This window comes from Niallia sp. FSL W8-0951, from assembly GCF_038006525.1.
GTDB lineage: Bacteria > Bacillota > Bacilli > Bacillales > Cytobacillaceae > Niallia > Niallia circulans.
The window spans coordinates 19,744-36,795 of the sequence record NZ_JBBOVK010000001.1; the positions used below are offsets into that span (position 1 = coordinate 19,744).

16 protein-coding genes are annotated in these 17,052 nt (G+C 36.2%); 7 read left to right on the forward strand and 9 right to left on the reverse strand.

The genetic code is table 11. The features are described 5' to 3' along the window. Positions 1-46: 46 nt before the first annotated feature. Together addB and addA are read left to right on the forward strand one after the other, a co-directional pair. Positions 47-3,538: a helicase-exonuclease AddAB subunit AddB gene (addB, locus tag NSS71_RS00095; protein ID WP_336045114.1), complete on the forward strand. Its 3,492-nt coding sequence runs from the start codon at positions 47-49 to the stop codon at positions 3,536-3,538. Next, positions 3,525-7,265 (forward strand): helicase-exonuclease AddAB subunit AddA, encoded by a 3,741-nt coding sequence (gene addA, locus NSS71_RS00100; protein WP_341151170.1) that lies wholly within the window; start codon positions 3,525-3,527, stop codon positions 7,263-7,265. The genes addB and addA overlap by 14 nt, the downstream gene beginning before the upstream one ends. An 88-nt stretch (positions 7,266-7,353) precedes the next feature. Here addA and NSS71_RS00105 read toward each other — a convergent pair whose 3' ends face one another. From NSS71_RS00105 to NSS71_RS00135, 7 genes are all read right to left on the reverse strand, one after another. Beyond that, a complete protein-coding gene (locus tag NSS71_RS00105; protein WP_047943093.1) occupies positions 7,354-7,572 on the reverse strand; it encodes a spore germination protein in 219 nt (72 codons plus the stop codon). Positions 7,573-7,625: 53 nt separating this feature from the next. Beyond that, positions 7,626-7,844, reverse strand: a complete 219-nt coding sequence (locus NSS71_RS00110; RefSeq protein ID WP_047943094.1) for a spore germination protein — start codon at positions 7,842-7,844, stop codon at positions 7,626-7,628. An 82-nt stretch (positions 7,845-7,926) separates the two neighbouring features. After that, positions 7,927-8,439: a spore germination protein GerPE gene (locus NSS71_RS00115; protein ID WP_082138364.1), complete on the reverse strand. Its 513-nt coding sequence runs from the start codon at positions 8,437-8,439 to the stop codon at positions 7,927-7,929. Positions 8,440-8,441: 2 nt separating this feature from the next. Further along, positions 8,442-8,621, reverse strand: coding sequence for a hypothetical protein (locus NSS71_RS00120; RefSeq protein ID WP_047943096.1), 180 nt, complete (start codon positions 8,619-8,621; stop codon positions 8,442-8,444). Continuing rightward, on the reverse strand, positions 8,618-9,253 hold the full coding sequence (gene gerPC, locus NSS71_RS00125) for a spore germination protein GerPC (RefSeq protein ID WP_341151171.1): 636 nt from the start codon (positions 9,251-9,253) through the stop codon (positions 8,618-8,620). The genes NSS71_RS00120 and gerPC overlap by 4 nt, the downstream gene beginning before the upstream one ends. 36 nt (positions 9,254-9,289) lie before the next feature. Then, positions 9,290-9,529: a spore germination protein GerPB gene (locus tag NSS71_RS00130; RefSeq protein WP_047943098.1), complete on the reverse strand. Its 240-nt coding sequence runs from the start codon at positions 9,527-9,529 to the stop codon at positions 9,290-9,292. A 24-nt stretch (positions 9,530-9,553) separates the two neighbouring features. After that, positions 9,554-9,775 carry a spore germination protein gene (locus NSS71_RS00135; protein ID WP_047943099.1) on the reverse strand — a complete coding sequence of 74 codons (222 nt, stop codon included), beginning with the start codon at positions 9,773-9,775 and terminating at the stop codon, positions 9,554-9,556. A gap of 290 nt (positions 9,776-10,065) precedes the next feature. On the opposite strand from NSS71_RS00135, the gene NSS71_RS00140 reads away from it, so the two are divergent. From NSS71_RS00140 to NSS71_RS00155, 4 genes are all read left to right on the forward strand, one after another. Further along, entirely contained in the window at positions 10,066-10,971 is a 906-nt protein-coding gene (locus NSS71_RS00140; protein WP_144581041.1) for a fumarylacetoacetate hydrolase family protein, read from the forward strand. Positions 10,972-11,036: 65 nt separating this feature from the next. Further along, the gene (locus NSS71_RS00145; protein WP_047943101.1) at positions 11,037-11,375 is read left to right on the forward strand and encodes a DUF1516 family protein; all 339 of its coding nucleotides are present in this window, start codon (positions 11,037-11,039) and stop codon (positions 11,373-11,375) included. After that, entirely contained in the window at positions 11,359-12,561 is a 1,203-nt protein-coding gene (locus NSS71_RS00150; RefSeq protein WP_082138365.1) for a sensor histidine kinase, read from the forward strand. Before NSS71_RS00145 ends, NSS71_RS00150 begins: the two co-directional genes overlap by 17 nt. Positions 12,562-12,563: 2 nt before the next feature. Beyond that, positions 12,564-13,208: a response regulator transcription factor gene (locus NSS71_RS00155; protein ID WP_047943102.1), complete on the forward strand. Its 645-nt coding sequence runs from the start codon at positions 12,564-12,566 to the stop codon at positions 13,206-13,208. Between the two features lie 148 nt (positions 13,209-13,356). Here NSS71_RS00155 and NSS71_RS00160 read toward each other — a convergent pair whose 3' ends face one another. After that, the gene (locus tag NSS71_RS00160) at positions 13,357-14,196 is read right to left on the reverse strand and encodes a YitT family protein (RefSeq protein ID WP_047943103.1); all 840 of its coding nucleotides are present in this window, start codon (positions 14,194-14,196) and stop codon (positions 13,357-13,359) included. Between the two features lie 395 nt (positions 14,197-14,591). Next, on the reverse strand, positions 14,592-15,920 hold the full coding sequence (locus NSS71_RS00165) for a hemolysin family protein (RefSeq protein WP_341151172.1): 1,329 nt from the start codon (positions 15,918-15,920) through the stop codon (positions 14,592-14,594). Positions 15,921-16,118: 198 nt separating this feature from the next. Between NSS71_RS00165 and NSS71_RS00170 the strand changes: the two genes are divergently transcribed. Further along, entirely contained in the window at positions 16,119-17,051 is a 933-nt protein-coding gene (locus tag NSS71_RS00170; RefSeq protein ID WP_047943105.1) for an ABC transporter ATP-binding protein, read from the forward strand. Position 17,052 lies beyond the last annotated feature (1 nt).

Sequence of the window (17,052 nt, forward strand, 5' to 3'; positions counted from 1 at the left end):
TACAGAGAAAAAATAATGGAGATAGAAAAAAAGGGGGGGATTTTGGATGACTGTCCGCTTATTAACAGGTCGATCTGGTACTGGGAAAACAACGTTCTGTATAGAAGAAATCCAAGCGAAACTTGCTGAAAATCCAGAAGGGAATCCGATTATTTATATCGTTCCAGATCAGATGACCTTTATGTCAGATCAACGTTTGTTGTCTGGCTCGAATGTTCAGGGAATGTTTCGTTCACAAGTATATAGTTTTACCCGCCTTGCATGGAGAGTGTTGCAAGAAACAGGCGGAATCAGCCGCTATCACATCAATAGTATGGGTGTAAGCATGTTGATTCGAAAAATTATAGAAGAGAATAAAAATGACCTAACTCTATTTAAAAAGGTTGCCGATAAGAACGGATTTATTGATCAGGTAGAACAATTAGTCACGGAATTTAGAAGATATACTGTTACTCCAGAGGAACTGTTAGCAACGAAAGCACAATTAGAAGGAACAAAAGAAGCAACCAAAGCTTTACAGGATAAAATCAGTGACCTTGAATTAATCTATGAAAAATTTGAAGAAAGAATAATTGGAAATTACATTGATGGTGAGGATTATTTCCGTTTGCTTGCGGAAAAGATTAGCGAGTCCTCTTATTTGCAAAATGCTGAAATTTACATTGATGGTTTTTATAGTTTTACGCCTCAAGAGTATTTAATCATTCAGCAGTTAATGCATACATGTGAAAAGGTGACGATTACGAATACATTAGATCCTTTTACTTTCCAAAATGATGACTTAAGTTTATTCCGAATGACAACAGAATCCTTCCAAACAATCCAAGCAATGGCTAAGCAGTTAGGAGTGAAAGTCGAGGTTATCAAGCTTACGGAATTCAAAAAAAATAGCCATCCATCGTTAGTTCATATAGAGAGTCATTTTGATAGTAGACCAGCTGTAGCTTTTACTAAAGATACAACTATTAAATTTGCTGAAAGCGTAAATCCGCGTGCAGAAATAGAAGGGGTTGCACGGGAAATCATAAAACTCGTTAGACATAAAAATTATCGCTATCGAGAGATTAGTTTACTCTCTCGTAATTTGTCAGCTTATCAAAATATTATAGAAACTGTTTTTAGAGATTATCATATACCAATATTTATTGATCAGAAAAGTCGAATGCATGATCATCCTTTGGTGGAGCTGATCCGTTCCTCTTTAGAAATTTTCGATACAAATTGGCGCTATGAGCCTGTGTTTCGTTCGATAAAAACAGAGTTACTATTTCCACTTCATGAACGCAAAAATAATATTAGAGAAAAAGTAGACAGGCTTGAAAACTATTGTCTTGCATATGGAATAAAGGGAAGTAAGTGGACTTCAAAAGAACGCTGGAAGTATCGAAGAATTAAGGGGCTGGAATTTGAACAAGGTGTGCAGACGGACGCAGAAAAGGAATTCGAACAAGAATTAAATGAGCTGCGTCTCTCTTTAACTGCGCCTCTAATCCGCCTTCAAAACCGCTTGAAAAGAGGGAAAAACGGCAGAGCGAAATGTGAAGCACTATATTTATTTTTAGAAGAGCTAGAAGTGCCGGTGAAGATGGAGTATTGGAAGAATGAGTTAGAAAGCAAAGGGGAGCTAGTAAAAGCTGGAGAGCATGATCAAGCATGGAACAGTATAGTAGATCTATTAGATCAATTTGTGGAGATACTAGGGGAAGAGGAATTTTCAACCAAGCAATTTGCAACGGTGATTAGTGCAGGGCTAGATACATTAAAGTTTTCTCTTGTTCCTCCAGCACTGGATCAAGTATTGATTGCTGACTTAGAACAGTCTCGTTTAAATGATATAAAGGTTGCGTTTGTTATCGGTCTAAATGAGGGTGTTTTTCCATCGAGATTTCAGGATGAGGGCATACTTGCAGACACAGATAGAGAATCATTACAACAAAAAGGGATGAAGCTTGCTCCTACAAGCAAAACAAGGTTATTAGACGAGGAGTTTCTTGCATACAAAGCATTTACAACGCCAACGGATTATCTTTATTTAACCTATCCACTGGCAAACGATGAAGGAAAGTCTATCTTGCCATCTACTTATATCAAAAGAATGCAGGATCTATTTCCAAAAGCTGAAACTGTCTATTATATGTCTGATCCGAAAGAATTGTCAGAAGAAGGCCAGCTTGATTATGTGGTTCATTTACAAACAACTTTGTCTTACCTTACTGGCCAGCTTTATTTGAAGAAAAGAGAGTATCCTATCTATGATTTCTGGTGGGATGTTTACAATGAGTATATCGAACACCCAAATTGGAGAGAACCAGCCAAAAAGGTTTTTTCTAGTTTAACTTATCAAAATAAAACCGAGAAATTATCGGAACAAACAAGCAGTGAATTGTATGGAGATACCATATCAGCAAGTGTTTCGAGAATGGAGTTATTTCATGCTTGTCCATTTTCGCATTTTGCTACCCATGGATTAAAGCTTCGTGAACGGCAGGTATATCGTTTAGAAGCGCCTGCTATTGGTGACTTATTTCATGCAGCTTTAAAATATATTGCGGAAACAGTTATGCATCAAGAGTTAATGTGGTCTAGTTTAACAAGAGAGCAATGTGAAAGTTTAGCAAGAGATGCGGTAGAAATGCTCGCACCTAAATTGCAGAATGAGATATTGCTTAGTACTAATAGACATCATTATATAAAAAGAAAGCTAGAACAAATCATTAGCAGAGCTTCTCTTATTTTAAGCGAACATGCCAAACATAGCGGTTTCTCGCCAATTGATTTAGAGCTTGAATTTGGACCAAAAGGGAAGCTGCCATCGATTTCTTTTCCGCTGAAAAACGGTACGAATATGAATCTGATTGGCAGAATCGACCGTGTTGATAAAGCAGAAGTAGGGGATGAAGTATATTTACGTGTAATTGACTATAAATCAAGCGGGCAAGAATTAAATATGAATGAAGTTTACTATGGCTTGTCCTTACAGATGCTGACTTATTTGGACTTAATTATTACAAACAGCACGATTTTGGTGGATAAGGAAGCGAGCCCGGCTGGAGTATTATATTTTCATGTTCATAATCCGATGATTTCCAGTAAAAAAATCCTCACATTAGATGAAATCGAAGAAGAGCTATTAAAGAAATTTAAAATGAATGGGTTAATGCTTGGAGAAGAACGAGTCATTCAGTTAATGGATGAAACATTGGAAAAAGGGAATTCGCCGATTGTACCGGCAGGCTTTAAAACCGATGGCACTCTTACGAAGGCATCGAAGGTAGCTACTAGAGACGACTTTAGCAAAATGCAAAAATTTGTACGTCACAAATATAGAGATTCAGGAAATAAGATTATTAGTGGGGAAGTAGGCATAGAACCTTATCGATTAAATGACAAGAAGCCTTGTACTTTCTGCTCGTTTAAGTCTGTCTGTCAATTTGATGAAGCATTAGAAACAAATCAATATAGACAATTGCCAGCCTACTCAAAAGACGAGGTACTGCAATTAATTAGAGAGGAGGCTAATACAAGTGAAAGAGATTAATATACCAGACAAGCCAGCAGATGTTACCTGGACAGATGATCAGTGGAAAGCAATTATGTCTAGTGGCCAGGATATTTTAGTCGCAGCGGCAGCTGGCTCAGGTAAAACAGCCGTATTAGTAGAAAGAATGATTCGAAAAATCGTATCCGATCAGCCAATTAATGTGGATGAATTGCTCGTTGTTACCTTTACGAACGCATCAGCAGCAGAAATGAAGCACCGGATCGGCGAAGTGCTGGAAAAGGAAATCAATGCAAATCCAGCCTCCCAGCATTTAAAAAGACAGCTGGCCCTTTTAAATAAAGCCCATATTTCTACCATTCATTCTTTCTGTTTAGAAGTTATCCGAAAATATTATTATGTCATTGATTTGGATCCAGGTTTTAGAATTGCGGATGAAACAGAAGGACAATTATTAAGAGATGAATGCTTAGAAGATCTTTTTGAAGAGGAATACGGAAAGGAAAATAATCTCGCTTTTTTTGATTTAGTAGATGCTTTTACAAATGATCGCAGTGATGATGCATTGCAGCGAATGATTCAAGAAATATATGATTTTTCCCGCTCTAATCCATTTCCGTCTGCTTATTTACAGTCTTTAATCGACATGTATGATAAGAAGGAAGATGCAGATATTACTGAATTACCATTTATGAAGCATTTAATCGATGATGTGGAGCTGCAGCTAGACGGTGTGAGGAAGCTGCTTGAGTATGGCTACGAATTGACAAAGCTTCCAGGAGGGCCCGCCCCGAGAGCGAGCAACTTCTTGGACGATTTAGAATTAGTGTCTATTTTAGAAAAGGCAAAGGCACATTCCTGGGAAACTTTATATGAGGCCATGCAGTCATTGAAATTTTCACGGGCAAAACCATGCAAAGGAGACGAATATGATCCAGCGCTAGTGGAAGAGGGACAAAGAATCAGAGATCGTGCCAAAAAAATATTGCAAGAAATGCAAAGCGATCTTTTTACAAGAAAACCACAGAGCTTCTTAAAGGATATGGCGGCGATGAAGCCACATGTGGAGACACTTGTTTATCTAGTGGAGGCCTTTGGGCAAAGATTCCAACAAATAAAAATGGATAAAGGGTTAGTGGACTTTGCTGATTTAGAGCACTTTTGTTTAGCTATCTTAAGTCAACCCGAGGAAACCAATACGGAGCTTATTCCATCAGAAGCAGCATGGTTTTATCGAAATCAGTTTAAAGAAGTGCTTATCGATGAGTATCAGGATGTAAATTTAGTGCAGGAATCTATTTTAAAGCTAGTAACAAAGGATAGTGAATCGGAAGGAAATCTGTTTATGGTTGGCGATGTAAAACAAAGTATTTATCGCTTCCGATTAGCAGAGCCTAATCTATTCTTAGCGAAATATCTTCGGTTTCAAGAACGGGAAGATGCTGGTTATAAAATCGATTTAGCGAAAAATTTTCGCAGTAGAAAAGAAGTTTTAGAAGGAACCAACTTTCTCTTTAAGCAAATTATGGGTGTAAAAGTAGGCGAAATCGAATACGATGAAAGCGCAGAATTAAAGCTAGGTGCAAGTTATCCAGAAGAAACTCCTTATCCGATTGAAGTTGCATTAGTAAATCAGCGTGATTCAAGTGAAGACATGGAGATGGACGGAGAGTCAACGGGACTTGATGCAGCGGAACTGGAGCAATCACAATTGGAGGCAAGAGTAATTGCCGAAAAGGTAAAAGAATTATTTGAAACAAACCAAGAGGTATATGACGCAAAACAAAAAGCATATCGACCAATTCGTTTTAAGGATATGGTCATCTTATTGCGGTCTATGACATGGGCTCCGCAAATAATGGAAGAATTAAAGCAGTATAATATCCCGACCTATGCGAATTTAACAACAGGCTATTTTGAATCCACAGAAGTGGATATCATGATGTCTTTACTAAAGATTATCGATAATCCATATCAAGATATTCCGCTTGCTTCAGTTCTTCGTTCTCCCATTGTGGGATTAACGGAAGAAGAATTAAGTAAGCTGCGGATTGCCAAGAAACAAGGAGCTTTTTATGAAGCTATTCAAGCTTTTATTCAATCCAATAATCAGAAAGAAGAAGCTTTGTATGCAAAAATAAGACCATTCTTTGATAAATTTGCAGATTGGCGCGCTGAGGCAAGAAGAGGGGCGTTATCTGAACTAATTTGGAAGCTTTATCGGGAAACATATTTCTATGATTTTGTGGGGGGATTACCAGCAGGAAATCAGCGTCAGGCGAATTTGCGTGCACTTTATGACAGGGCTCGGCAATATGAAGAAACATCGTTTCGCGGGTTATTCCGCTTCCTTCGTTTTGTAGAGAGAATGAGGGACCGCGGCAATGATTTAGGTGCTGCAAGAGCTTTAACCGAACAAGAAGATGTTATTCGAATTATGACAATTCACAGCAGTAAAGGTTTAGAGTTCCCATTTGTATTTATGGCAGGATTGGGCCGTAATTTCAATACAATGGATTTAAGAAAGAACTTTTTATTGGATAAGGATTTAGGTTTTGCTACGAAATATATTGATGCAAAAAAGCGAATATCTTATCCGTCCCTCCCGCAAATTGCATTTGCTAAAAAGAAAAAGATGGAGTTGCTGGCAGAGGAGATGCGCGTCTTATATGTTGCATTAACTAGAGCAAAGGAAAAGCTGATTTTAATAGGTGCGGTGAAGGATATAGAAAAGGCAAAACAGAAATGGTCCCAAATCGCAGAACATTCCAATTGGCTTTTAAATGAGTTTGATCGTGCCCAAGCGAAGTCATACTTAGATTGGATCGGTCCAGCATTAGTGAGACATCGTGACAACAAATGGATTCATTTAGAAAGTTGGAGGGAAAAAGAGGAAATTTCTTTTCATCCATCTAATTGGGAAGTGAAAATTCTTCAAAAAGAGGAGCTTCTAAACCGATCGGTGGAGGAAGAAAATAAAGAAAATGAATGGCTTGAAATAGTATCGGAAGGAAAGCGAATGGATCGTTTCTCTGCTTATAAAGAAGACATTAAGAGAACTTTCGCATGGTCCTATTCTTCTAAGGAAAGCACCTCTCATCGCTCTAAGCAGTCTGTATCCGAATTGAAGCGCCAAGGAGAACTGCGGGATGCTCAAAGTGGGACAGACCTTGCTGAAAAATGGAAGCAAACGGTCTGGAATCGACCGAAATTCATGCAGGAAAAAAAATTAAGCCCAGCAGAAATCGGAACAGCTATGCATATGGTTATGCAGCATGTAGATGTAAAGGCAGAAGTTACGGCAGCTGGTCTAAAGCAATTATTAGAAGAGATGGTCAAAAAAGAACTATTAACGACTGAGCAGGCCGAAGTTATTGATATTTCTTCTATTTTATCCTTTTTCCAATCATCTTTAGGAAAAAGAATGCAGCAGGCACCAAAGCTTGTACGAGAAATTCCTTTTAATATTGCCTATCCAGCAAGCCGAGTATATGCAGATTGGCAGGGAGAAGAAGAGCCTGTTCTCATTCAAGGAATTATTGATGTATTCTTTGAAGATGACTTAGGTACTGTATTGCTTGATTATAAAACAGACACAATATCTGGTCGTTATAAGAGTGGATATGAAGAAGCAAAACCAATATTAGAATCACGCTATAAAGTGCAAATAGAGCTTTATACAGAAGCATTGGAAAAAATCTTAAAGCGAAAAATAGAAAAGAAATACTTATTCTTCTTTGATGGTGCACATGTGTTAAAGTTGTAAAAATTCTCGTGTCATAGTCGTATAAAAATGGCCCCCCGCAAAAATTGTGGGAGGCCAAATTAATGTAGAAAACAGAGGAGAATATTTATTAATTATTACCGGATATAGGCTGATCAATCCCGCTGCTATCTGTATAATTACTGGAATTGACTGCATTATTAGTAATTACAAATGCACCATTATTTCCAGTACCTGAGCCTATTGTTGATTTTGCATTGTCCTTTGGAGAAATAAAGAGGGAATCTCCAAATTGCACAATTCCCTCTCCTGTGTTAACAATTTGAATCGGACCTATTATAGCAGGCATAATTCTTTCCTCCTTGAAAAATATATGAACACTCGAATGAAAGGGCTTAGCAGCTAGTTATTTGCAACAACTGGTTGATCAAGTAAACTAGTATCTATATAGTTACTAGCATTTAATCCATTATTTGTTATAATAAATGCTCCCGTATTGGAGGTACCAGAGCCTAAGGTTGCCTTTGAATTTCCTTTGGGAGAAATAAATAATGAATCCCCAAATTGCACAATTCCTTCTCCTACGTTAACAATTTGTACTGGTCCTACAATTGCAGGCATTTTTTAACCTCCTTTTGTGGTATCTATTCTAATCTGATACTAAAATATTCTTCTCGAAAAAATTTTTATCTTCCGCTTTCTATTATTCTAGACTTGTTTCTGTGTTATTAGAAAAAGGAGTTCCTATAAGATTTGTGCCAGTAATGGAAATAGGGCTTTCAGGGGTTGTAGTATTAAATTGACTAGGCTCATTTAATTGGATCAAATTATTTTCTGTTTCCGCTGCAAGTGGTTGCTCTATTTGCCGGATATGTTTAATTCTTGCTTCTGCATATAGATGACGGCAATTGCCTACTTGTAATAAGGAGGCAGAAGATATTCCAATAATATTTATATGATTTACTTTAATGATCGGTTTCCTATTTTCAAAATGACATGTTACATTTTCGATAATAGGAAGTAAGGGAATGGGTTCTGTAAACACAGAATAGTCTTCATATTCTGTTTCCGAACCATAAAAGAACTCTTTTTGTCTTTGGACTGCTAATGCCCTAGAGGCAGATTGATGGTAAGTTGCATCTCCGATTTCTACAATGGAGGAAAAGGATACGGTATTAATAGTGATTAAATCAACAACAGATGTACGCTGTAACATAGTTAAATTTTTGGATGCAGTGGAACAAAAGGGCCAATAATTAAAGATTCGGCTGGTGTATCGAAGGTGGAGGCTAATTGAATCGTTTGTGTATCTCCTATTAAGCAAATAGAGGAGCTGGCAACCCCTATAATATCAATTCTACCTACTTGAAGCTCTCGATTATATACTTGAAAATTCACTCTTTTCCACTTCCTTTCATGTTATCTGGTATATGACTTAAAAATAAATGAACTCCATTTTCCATTTCTTCCTTTAAAGCGTTGATAATTGCTTCATTAGATAAAGTGCTGCCGCTTTGCTTACGGTTAGTATTTTGTTGTAAATAATATTGAATCCTTGTTGGTAATTGCTTTGTAATATCCTCTTGAATAAAGGTGACATAGGATTCCTCTTCGGGCATATTAAGTTCTAATTGCTTTTGCCGAATGATTTCTGGCAATTCTAATTGAATAAATTGATGCATGACCTCTTCTATATCCATGGATCGATTCATCATCTGCTTAGGATCAATGGGTGGATAGAAAGGGGCCTGAGGCTGTTGGGTTGGTGAATTTGGATTAATGGCAAGTTCTTCAATGTTGCTTAAGTCTTCAGGATTAAGTCCAATATTCAAGGTTCCTTCTAACGTTTCCACTTTTAATTGGTCAAAGCTGTAATCGATACGATCAATATGGACAGTTGGCTTTTCGCTGATTGCCGTAACCTCATTCTTAAGATTGGCAACCTGTGCTTCTAAATCTTTAATTCTTTTTTCAAGCAATTGTAAATAATGACGCATATTTTCACTGTATTGATAAAAATCATAAGACATTTCTATCCCCCCTTTTTTCCTTATTGCAAATCATTCCTATTTTCGAGGAGATTGCAAGGGAACAGCAGGTGAGAAAACGGTATCTTCATCTGCTACATCCATTCCAGGTTCTTCTGGTTGAAGTTCAGGAGCTGATTCTGTAAATCCTCCCGTATTATATAAGTATGAGGCAGGTTTAATAATTCCAGCACTGCCTATCTGTAATACAGAAGAGTTAGAAATCCCCCCGATTTTAATTGAATTTATGGTTATAGATTGTTGGATAAAATAATTCATTAGACACATCACCTTTTAGTCTAATTACGCATTCGCAGCAATTGGCTGATCCAATCCATCGTTATCATACGTATTGGTAGAACTGCGGTAGTTGGTAATCTTTAATCCATCCCCTGTATTAAAAGAGCCTGATCCAGAAAAGGTTTTCGCATTAGAGATAGGCATCATTTTGTATACATCGCCAATATTAAAAATAGAGCTACCCCCAACGGATATAACTTGAGCTACTCCAACAATTGCTGGCATATACAACATCCTTTATACAATATTCTTATACATACTATGGAAAATAACGGATTAGGTGATACATTCACCTAGATAGCTTCATACTATTCTTAACTAACATATTCTTTTGAATGATTGTACTATGACAAGAAAAAGGAATAGGAGTTAATTCACTGCTATAAATAGCGATTTTTTGTCTTAGAAACGCTCAGAATGGAGGGGGGGAATTTTATTTGGAAAAATTTTTGAGAAAGTTTATAATTTTCTTAAATGTTCTAATATATATAATGATATTATAGGGGGATTAATCTATGAAGCTTGCAACGGTTGCGTGGAAGAATAAAGTTTTTATTGGAGTAGTAGAGGAAAAGAGAGTTTTACCTTTAAATGATGCAGAGGAAAAGCATACGGGAAGAAGACCGTATCCAGAAGATCTTATTAAATGTATAGAACAAGAAGGATTCATGAACAAGGTAGAAAGTTTAATGCATTGGGCAGAAGAGCATTATGATAGCACAAATCTTTATATACCAATGGAAAAAGTGAAGTTTCTAGCACCGATTCCTAGACCGAGAAAAAATATCTTTTGTGTTGGCAAAAATTACGAAGAACACGCAATAGAAATGGGAAGTAAAGCGGACATTCCTGAGCATGTGATGATTTTTACGAAAGCTCCCACCACGGTTATTGGCCATATGGAGAATATTATGGAACATAAACAAGTAACAGAGCAGCTTGACTATGAAGGCGAACTAGCTGTTATTATTGGAAAAAAAGGAAAAGGAATTAAGAAAGAGAAGGCATTGGATTACATATTTGGCTATACCATCTTAAATGATATCACCGCTAGAGATCTGCAGAAGAAACACAAACAATTTTTTATAGGAAAAAGTTTAGACACGACGGCGCCAATTGGACCATGGATTGTAACAAAGGATAGTATTCCCAACCCGAATGAATTAAATATTACTACTAAAGTAAATGGAGAAATAAGACAACAATCCAATACAAAGCATTTTATTTTTCCAATCGAAGAAGTAATAAGTGTATTGTCTAAAGGGATGACGTTAGAGCCTGGAGATATTATTGCCACAGGAACACCTGCAGGAGTTGGGAAAGGTTTTAACCCACCACGCTTCTTAAAGGCAGGGGATAGCATTGAAATATCGGTGGAAGGAATTGGTACCTTAATAAATCAAGTAGCAGCTGAGGAATAATAAGTCGAAAATAGAGGGATTAAAGTAATCTATGGTAAAATAATGGAGAAAAGGAGGGGATCTATATGAGTTCAACAGATGCTCATGTACTGACATGGATTATTGGGCTAATTCTATTTGCCTTGTCATTCGGTTTACATAAAGCAGGAAAAGAAAAGGGAAGTAAAATCGTACATATGGTGTTACGGGTAGTGTATATTCTGATTATTGGTTCTGGAATTGGCTTAATTGCCAAAACAGGGATGGATTTCATGCATACAATTAAGATGCTTGTAGGCATTTGGGTTATCGGTATGCTTGAAATGGTACTTATTCGCACGAAAAAATCCGAAAATACAAAAACGCTGTGGATTTTATTGGTAGTTTCTTTTGCGCTTGTGTTAGCGATTGGATACAGCATTTAATAGAAACGATCAAGAGGCTTGTAGAAGAGGTATCTTTTACAAGCTTTTTTATAAAGAAGATCAAGGAGAAAAGGGAGAAACAATGAAGGACTTTTCGATAAAAATAGTGGTTCTGGTTTTTTTATGTTTGGGCACTTTATATCAAGCATATAACATTGATGCTTGGCATTTTGCTATGCACTTATTTCTGTTTTCTATTATTATAGGATTCTATTTTCTCGTGCCTGTATTTAAAAGAAAAAGCATACCGTTTCTTACTATCATTGTTATGCTTGAAATAGTCCTCTTTACAGTAGGAAGAGAGTTATATAGCTATCTATTACTAATGCTTTTGTATTTTATGATAGTAATGAGTACTTATATATCAACTAATTTGTTTCGTATTGTCATTAGCTTGTTTCTTTTAATCAATGCTGCAATAGTTATTATAATGTTTCCCTATTTAGCTTTGGTTTGGATAAGTTTTCTTCTGTTAATTTCCTATTTACTTATTCATGTAAATGAGCTGGAGGGGGATTATCGCCAAATAAGAAATACATATGAATCTTTACTAAATGATTATCGGATACAGAAAAGACAATCTTACTATAATGAGCATGCAGCAAGAGTGGAGGAGAGAAATCTAATTGCTAGACAGATGCATGATTCCGTTGGTCATAAATTGACTGCATTAATGATGCAAATCGAACAATTTTGGATTAAGGAGAAAAAGGATCAATATTTAACTTTGAAAAATATGGCAGCTGACAGCTTAGAAGAAACAAGAAAAGCGGTACGTCTTTTACAAGTAGACGAGCCAAGAGGAATTGCTTCTATTATTACGCTGATAAAAAAATTGGAAAGTGAAAACAATATTCACGTCCATTTTACAACCAAGCAAGGGGTACTACAAGCAAACCTTAGTAATAAACAAAGTGCTGTCCTCTATCGATCTGTACAGGAAGGTATCACCAATGCAATGAAGTATGGAAGTTCGAAAGCTGTGCATATTACACTAGGTGTTTCCCCAATTGGGCATTTGACATTTGAAATCAGAAATCCCTATATACATAAGCATCCTTTTCATTTTGGTTTTGGTTTAGAGAATATGAAAAAAAGAATAGAAGAAAGACATGGAAAATTAGAGATTCTTCAATCGAATGGAGAATTTATCCTGCAAGGAAATATTCCTGTTGGGGAGGAATGAAGATGATTCGCGTGTTAATTGCGGAGGATCAAGCAATTGTTAGAAATGGTTTAAAGATGATTATTGAACAAGAAGAAGACATCAAGGTCGTTGCTGAAGCGGAAAATGGAAAAGAAGTGTTGTTTTTATTAGAAAAAACAATTGTAGACATTGTTTTAATGGATATTCGTATGCCAATTATGGATGGGATGGAAGCGACGAAAAAAATTCGTCAGCAATTTCCACATATAAAAATACTTATCCTCACTACTTTTAATGATGAAGATTATGCAATAAAGGTATTTCAAGAAGGGGCGAATGGTTTTCTGCTAAAAACAACAGATAATACTACTTTAGTAAATAGTATCAAAAGTTGTTTGGCGGGCGGCATGTCGATACATGATCAAGTTGCCGCAAAATTAATGCCAAAGCTGTTAAAAAAAGAGAACCTGCCTGAGAAAGAACTGAATCAGACAGTTGTGTTAACAACACGAGAAATAGAAATTCTCAAAAAAATAGGCCAAGGGAAAACAAATAAAGAAATTTCCCGTGAGTTATTATTATCTGTTGGAACGATTAAAAATCATATCACTCAAATTCTAGCAAAATTAGAATTAAGAGATCGAACACAATTAGCTATTTATGCGGTGCGGAATGATTATATTTGATTTCATTGCCAGCTAAGTAATAGGAAAACGAAGTAGAGTCATCTGCGGCTGCTTTCCACTAACCTTCTTTTTTTTGAAATAAAACCCGAACGATTATATAAGAGCTTTATTAGCAGCTCTGTATAATGGTTCGGGTGAAAATGCCTCACTACGCTTTAGAAAGGTGAATAAAGCCCTCGCCGAAGACGTCTCTCACATCATGAATGGTAATAAAAGCATCCTCATCTGTTTGTTTCACAATTTTCTTTAGTTTCACAACTTCTTGTTTATTAATAATAATATAGAGTATTTCCTTGTTCTCTTTTGTGTAGTAGCCATGACCTGATAGAACTGTTACGCCACGATTTAATTGTTCGTTTACTTGATCCGCAATTTCTGCAGGGTAATTGGAAATAATCGTCACTGCCTTCTTCGGATTAACGCCTTCTATGACAAATTCCATCACCTTTGTTCCAACATAGAGCATAATAATTGTCAGCATCACACCTTCTGCCTTTATTAGGAAGAAGGAGGCAAAAACAACAAGAAGATCAAAAAATAATAAGCCGTAACTTATACTCCAGCCGAGATATTTATTGGTTAGTCTTGCTAGAATAGTCGAGCCAGCTGTTGTACCACCTACTCTTATAATTAATCCAATTCCAACTCCGGCAAATACGCCGCCGAAAATAACATTAACAAATAATTCGTCAGAATGGATTGACCATGTCTCTGTTAGATGTAAAAATAACGAGTTGAAAAAAACAGCAATAATGGTATAAATAATCATTTGTTTATTTAAAAATTTATAACCGATTATAAGCAAAATGGTGTTTAAAGCAAAGTTGACTATACCTGGAGACCATTGAAATAAGTAATAAGCTATAATGGCTAAACCGGTTACTCCTCCTTCTCCCAAATCATTAGGAATAACAAATAAATTGACAGCCAATGCAAAAAGGAAGGCTCCAAAAATAATCACTAGGATATCCTTTCCGTATTTTTTCATGAAAAAAACCTCCAATAATAACAGAAACTTAATGCAAACTATTACCAGTATAATAAAGGAAAACGCAAATTCATAGGAAAAGTTTTAAAGTAATATGATTTGGTTACTCACTCGGATAAATGTTGGTTCAGCAGGATAGCTGCGGAACATATGAAGAGGGGAATGTAAATGACACTGTAATCGGTATAAATGATAGATTTAAGAACAAAAATGGGACACCATGAAATGGATAATAAAATGAAATCGAGCAGGCGAAAGACAGGGGCTTTCATCCAGTCTAATGGAAAGAGTAGTGTATTTTAGTGTGTGGGGATAATCACATCCATTTATATTTTTGGCTGGGAAACTTATGTCCCAGCCAAAACATAAGTTTAAGTCTGTTCCTTGGAAAACACTCATGTTTCTAAAGAAGTATTTGAAGGGGACTGCTCTTCGATTTTTTTTGTAACCTTCACTTGACTGATTCTGCGGTCCATAATTTCTTCGACTTGAAATTCGAAGTTTTTAAAGAGGATGGTTGGTTTTTCATTCTCATTAGGAATATAGCCAATCCTGCTGATGAGAAAACCACTCAATGTATCATAAATTTCTATCGGCAAGGTAATTTTCAATAACTCTTGCACATCATCTAGACTGATAGTCCCTTGCAATAAATAGGTATGTTCCCCGATAATCTTAATCTCAGGAGGTTTTGGTTCATCGTATTCATCAAAAATATTGCCGACGATTTCTTCCACCAAATCCTCCATTGTCACAATACCGTCTGTTCCGCCGTATTCATCAACGACAATTGCGAAAAGGACATTATTTTTTTGCATCTGGATAAATAAATCATCAATTCTTTTTGATTCTAGTACAAAGTATGGTTCACGAATAATCCTACTTAGTTGAAAAGAGGTATCTTCTTTACCCATATAGGCTAATAGATCTTTAGAATGTAGGATACCGATAATATTATCCATATTTCCCTCATATACAGGATAGCGAGTATACATTTCACGATTCACAAGAGCAGCTATCTCATTTAGCGTATAATGGGAAGGAATAGCTACCATATTAGAGCGATGGGTCATAATATCTGTGACATCTTTATTATCAAATTCGAAAATATTATGTATCATCATTCGCTCATCTTCATCAATACTTCCTCTTTCATTTCCTACATCAATCATCATTTTTATATCTTCTTCTGTTACTTCCTCATCTTCATCATCTGGACGAACGCCGAAAAGCCGTGCAACCAGGTTAGTGGAGAAGGTTAAGAAAGCGACAAATGGCGCTGTTATTTTAGAAAGCATTGTTAGCGGACTTGCGGCGAACATCGCAATTCCTTCTGCTTTTTTCAAAGCAACTCGTTTAGGAACTAATTCACCAAATACAAGTGTGAAATAAGATAACAGCAGCGTAATAATAATGACGGAGATAGAGTCAAGCAATCCTTTGGAGAGAGGAATACCCATACTTAAAAATAACTCTGTTAAGTGACCAGAAAAGCTGTCCGCAGCAAAAGCGCTGGCTAGAAATCCTGCTAGAGTAATCCCAATTTGGATTGTCGCCAGAAATTTACTCGGCTCTGACAGCAATTTATGCACTATTTTAGCCTTCTTGTGGCCAGTGTCAGCCATATGTTTAATTTTATTGTCATTTAAGGAAATGAGCGCAATTTCTGCAGCTGCAAAGAAAGCGTTTAAAGCAATAAGGATGACCAAGACTAGAATGCCCAATTAGTACAGCTCCTTTCCGATGATTATCTTTTATTTGTTTTACCCTTTTTAAATGAAAGTATGCTTAAATAAGCAGCAGCTATTGAATTAGCATAAAAAGATATGACTATAGTCATTTTATTTTTGGAAAAAAATGACCTTTAGGTATAGGAATGGAAGAGTCTTTTCATTATGCTGTATATAGAAAGGATGATGACCTTGTTAGAAATAATAAATTTATCTAAATCATTTAAAGGGAAGCAAGTTGTGAATTCTGTCAATTTATATTTAGAACGTGGAGAAATTGTAGGCTTACTAGGACCGAATGGTGCAGGTAAATCTACAACAATATCTATGATATCTTCTTTGGTTTCTCCTCAAGAGGGAGACGTACGTTTAAATAATGAAAGTATTTTAAAAACACCGCAGGCTTTACGGAAAGTTCTTGGAGTAGTACCACAAGAACTCGCTGTTTATATGGATTTATCTGCTCGAGAAAACTTACTCTTTTTTGGTAAAATGCATCGGATTCCTAAAAAAATTTTACAGAAGAGAGTAGATGAAGTTCTTGAAATTATTGGTTTAAAAGAACGGGAAAAGGATTTGGTCAAAACCTTTTCAGGCGGAATGAAACGGAGATTAAATATTGGTGTCGCTTTAATACATGAACCGGAAATAATTATTATGGATGAACCAACTGTTGGAATTGATCCACAATCCAGAAATTATATTTTAGAAACAGTGAAAAGACTAAATGAAGAAAAGCAAATGACCGTCCTTTATACAAGTCATTATATGGAAGAAGTAGAGTTTCTTTGTAATCGGATTTATATTATGGACCATGGTGAAATCATTGCATCTGGAACGAAGGAGGATATTAAAAATATTTTATCGGCAGAAACAGCCATTAACATTAAGGTGGAAATCGTCAAACATGAATTTACAGAAGCACTCCGTCATCTTGAAAGCATTAAGAATATCTCGATTCAACAATCGGTGATTACGGTTATCGTACCAAGAGGAGTGAATTTGTTAAAAGATATATTGCGGATTGCCGAAGAACAGAAGACAAATGTACTCTCTGTAAATATTGAGGCGCCTACTTTAGAAGATGTGTTCTTGCATTTAACTGGCCGTCAATTAAGAGATTAGG

Coding starts and splice junctions, on each gene's coding strand:
- addB (WP_336045114.1), top strand. CDS start 47: ATGACTGTCCGCTTATTAACAGGTCGATCTGGTACTGGGAAAACAACG.
- NSS71_RS00105 (WP_047943093.1), bottom strand. CDS start 7,572: ATGCCTGCTATAATAGGTCCGATTCAAATTGTTAACACAGGAGAGGGA.
- NSS71_RS00110 (WP_047943094.1), bottom strand. CDS start 7,844: ATGCCTGCAATTGTAGGACCAGTACAAATTGTTAACGTAGGAGAAGGA.
- NSS71_RS00115 (WP_082138364.1), bottom strand. CDS start 8,439: ATGTTACAGCGTACATCTGTTGTTGATTTAATCACTATTAATACCGTA.
- gerPC (WP_341151171.1), bottom strand. CDS start 9,253: ATGTCTTATGATTTTTATCAATACAGTGAAAATATGCGTCATTATTTA.
- NSS71_RS00130 (WP_047943098.1), bottom strand. CDS start 9,529: ATGAATTATTTTATCCAACAATCTATAACCATAAATTCAATTAAAATC.
- NSS71_RS00135 (WP_047943099.1), bottom strand. CDS start 9,775: ATGCCAGCAATTGTTGGAGTAGCTCAAGTTATATCCGTTGGGGGTAGC.
- NSS71_RS00140 (WP_144581041.1), top strand. CDS start 10,066: ATGAAGCTTGCAACGGTTGCGTGGAAGAATAAAGTTTTTATTGGAGTA.
- NSS71_RS00145 (WP_047943101.1), top strand. CDS start 11,037: ATGAGTTCAACAGATGCTCATGTACTGACATGGATTATTGGGCTAATT.
- NSS71_RS00155 (WP_047943102.1), top strand. CDS start 12,564: ATGATTCGCGTGTTAATTGCGGAGGATCAAGCAATTGTTAGAAATGGT.
- NSS71_RS00160 (WP_047943103.1), bottom strand. CDS start 14,196: ATGAAAAAATACGGAAAGGATATCCTAGTGATTATTTTTGGAGCCTTC.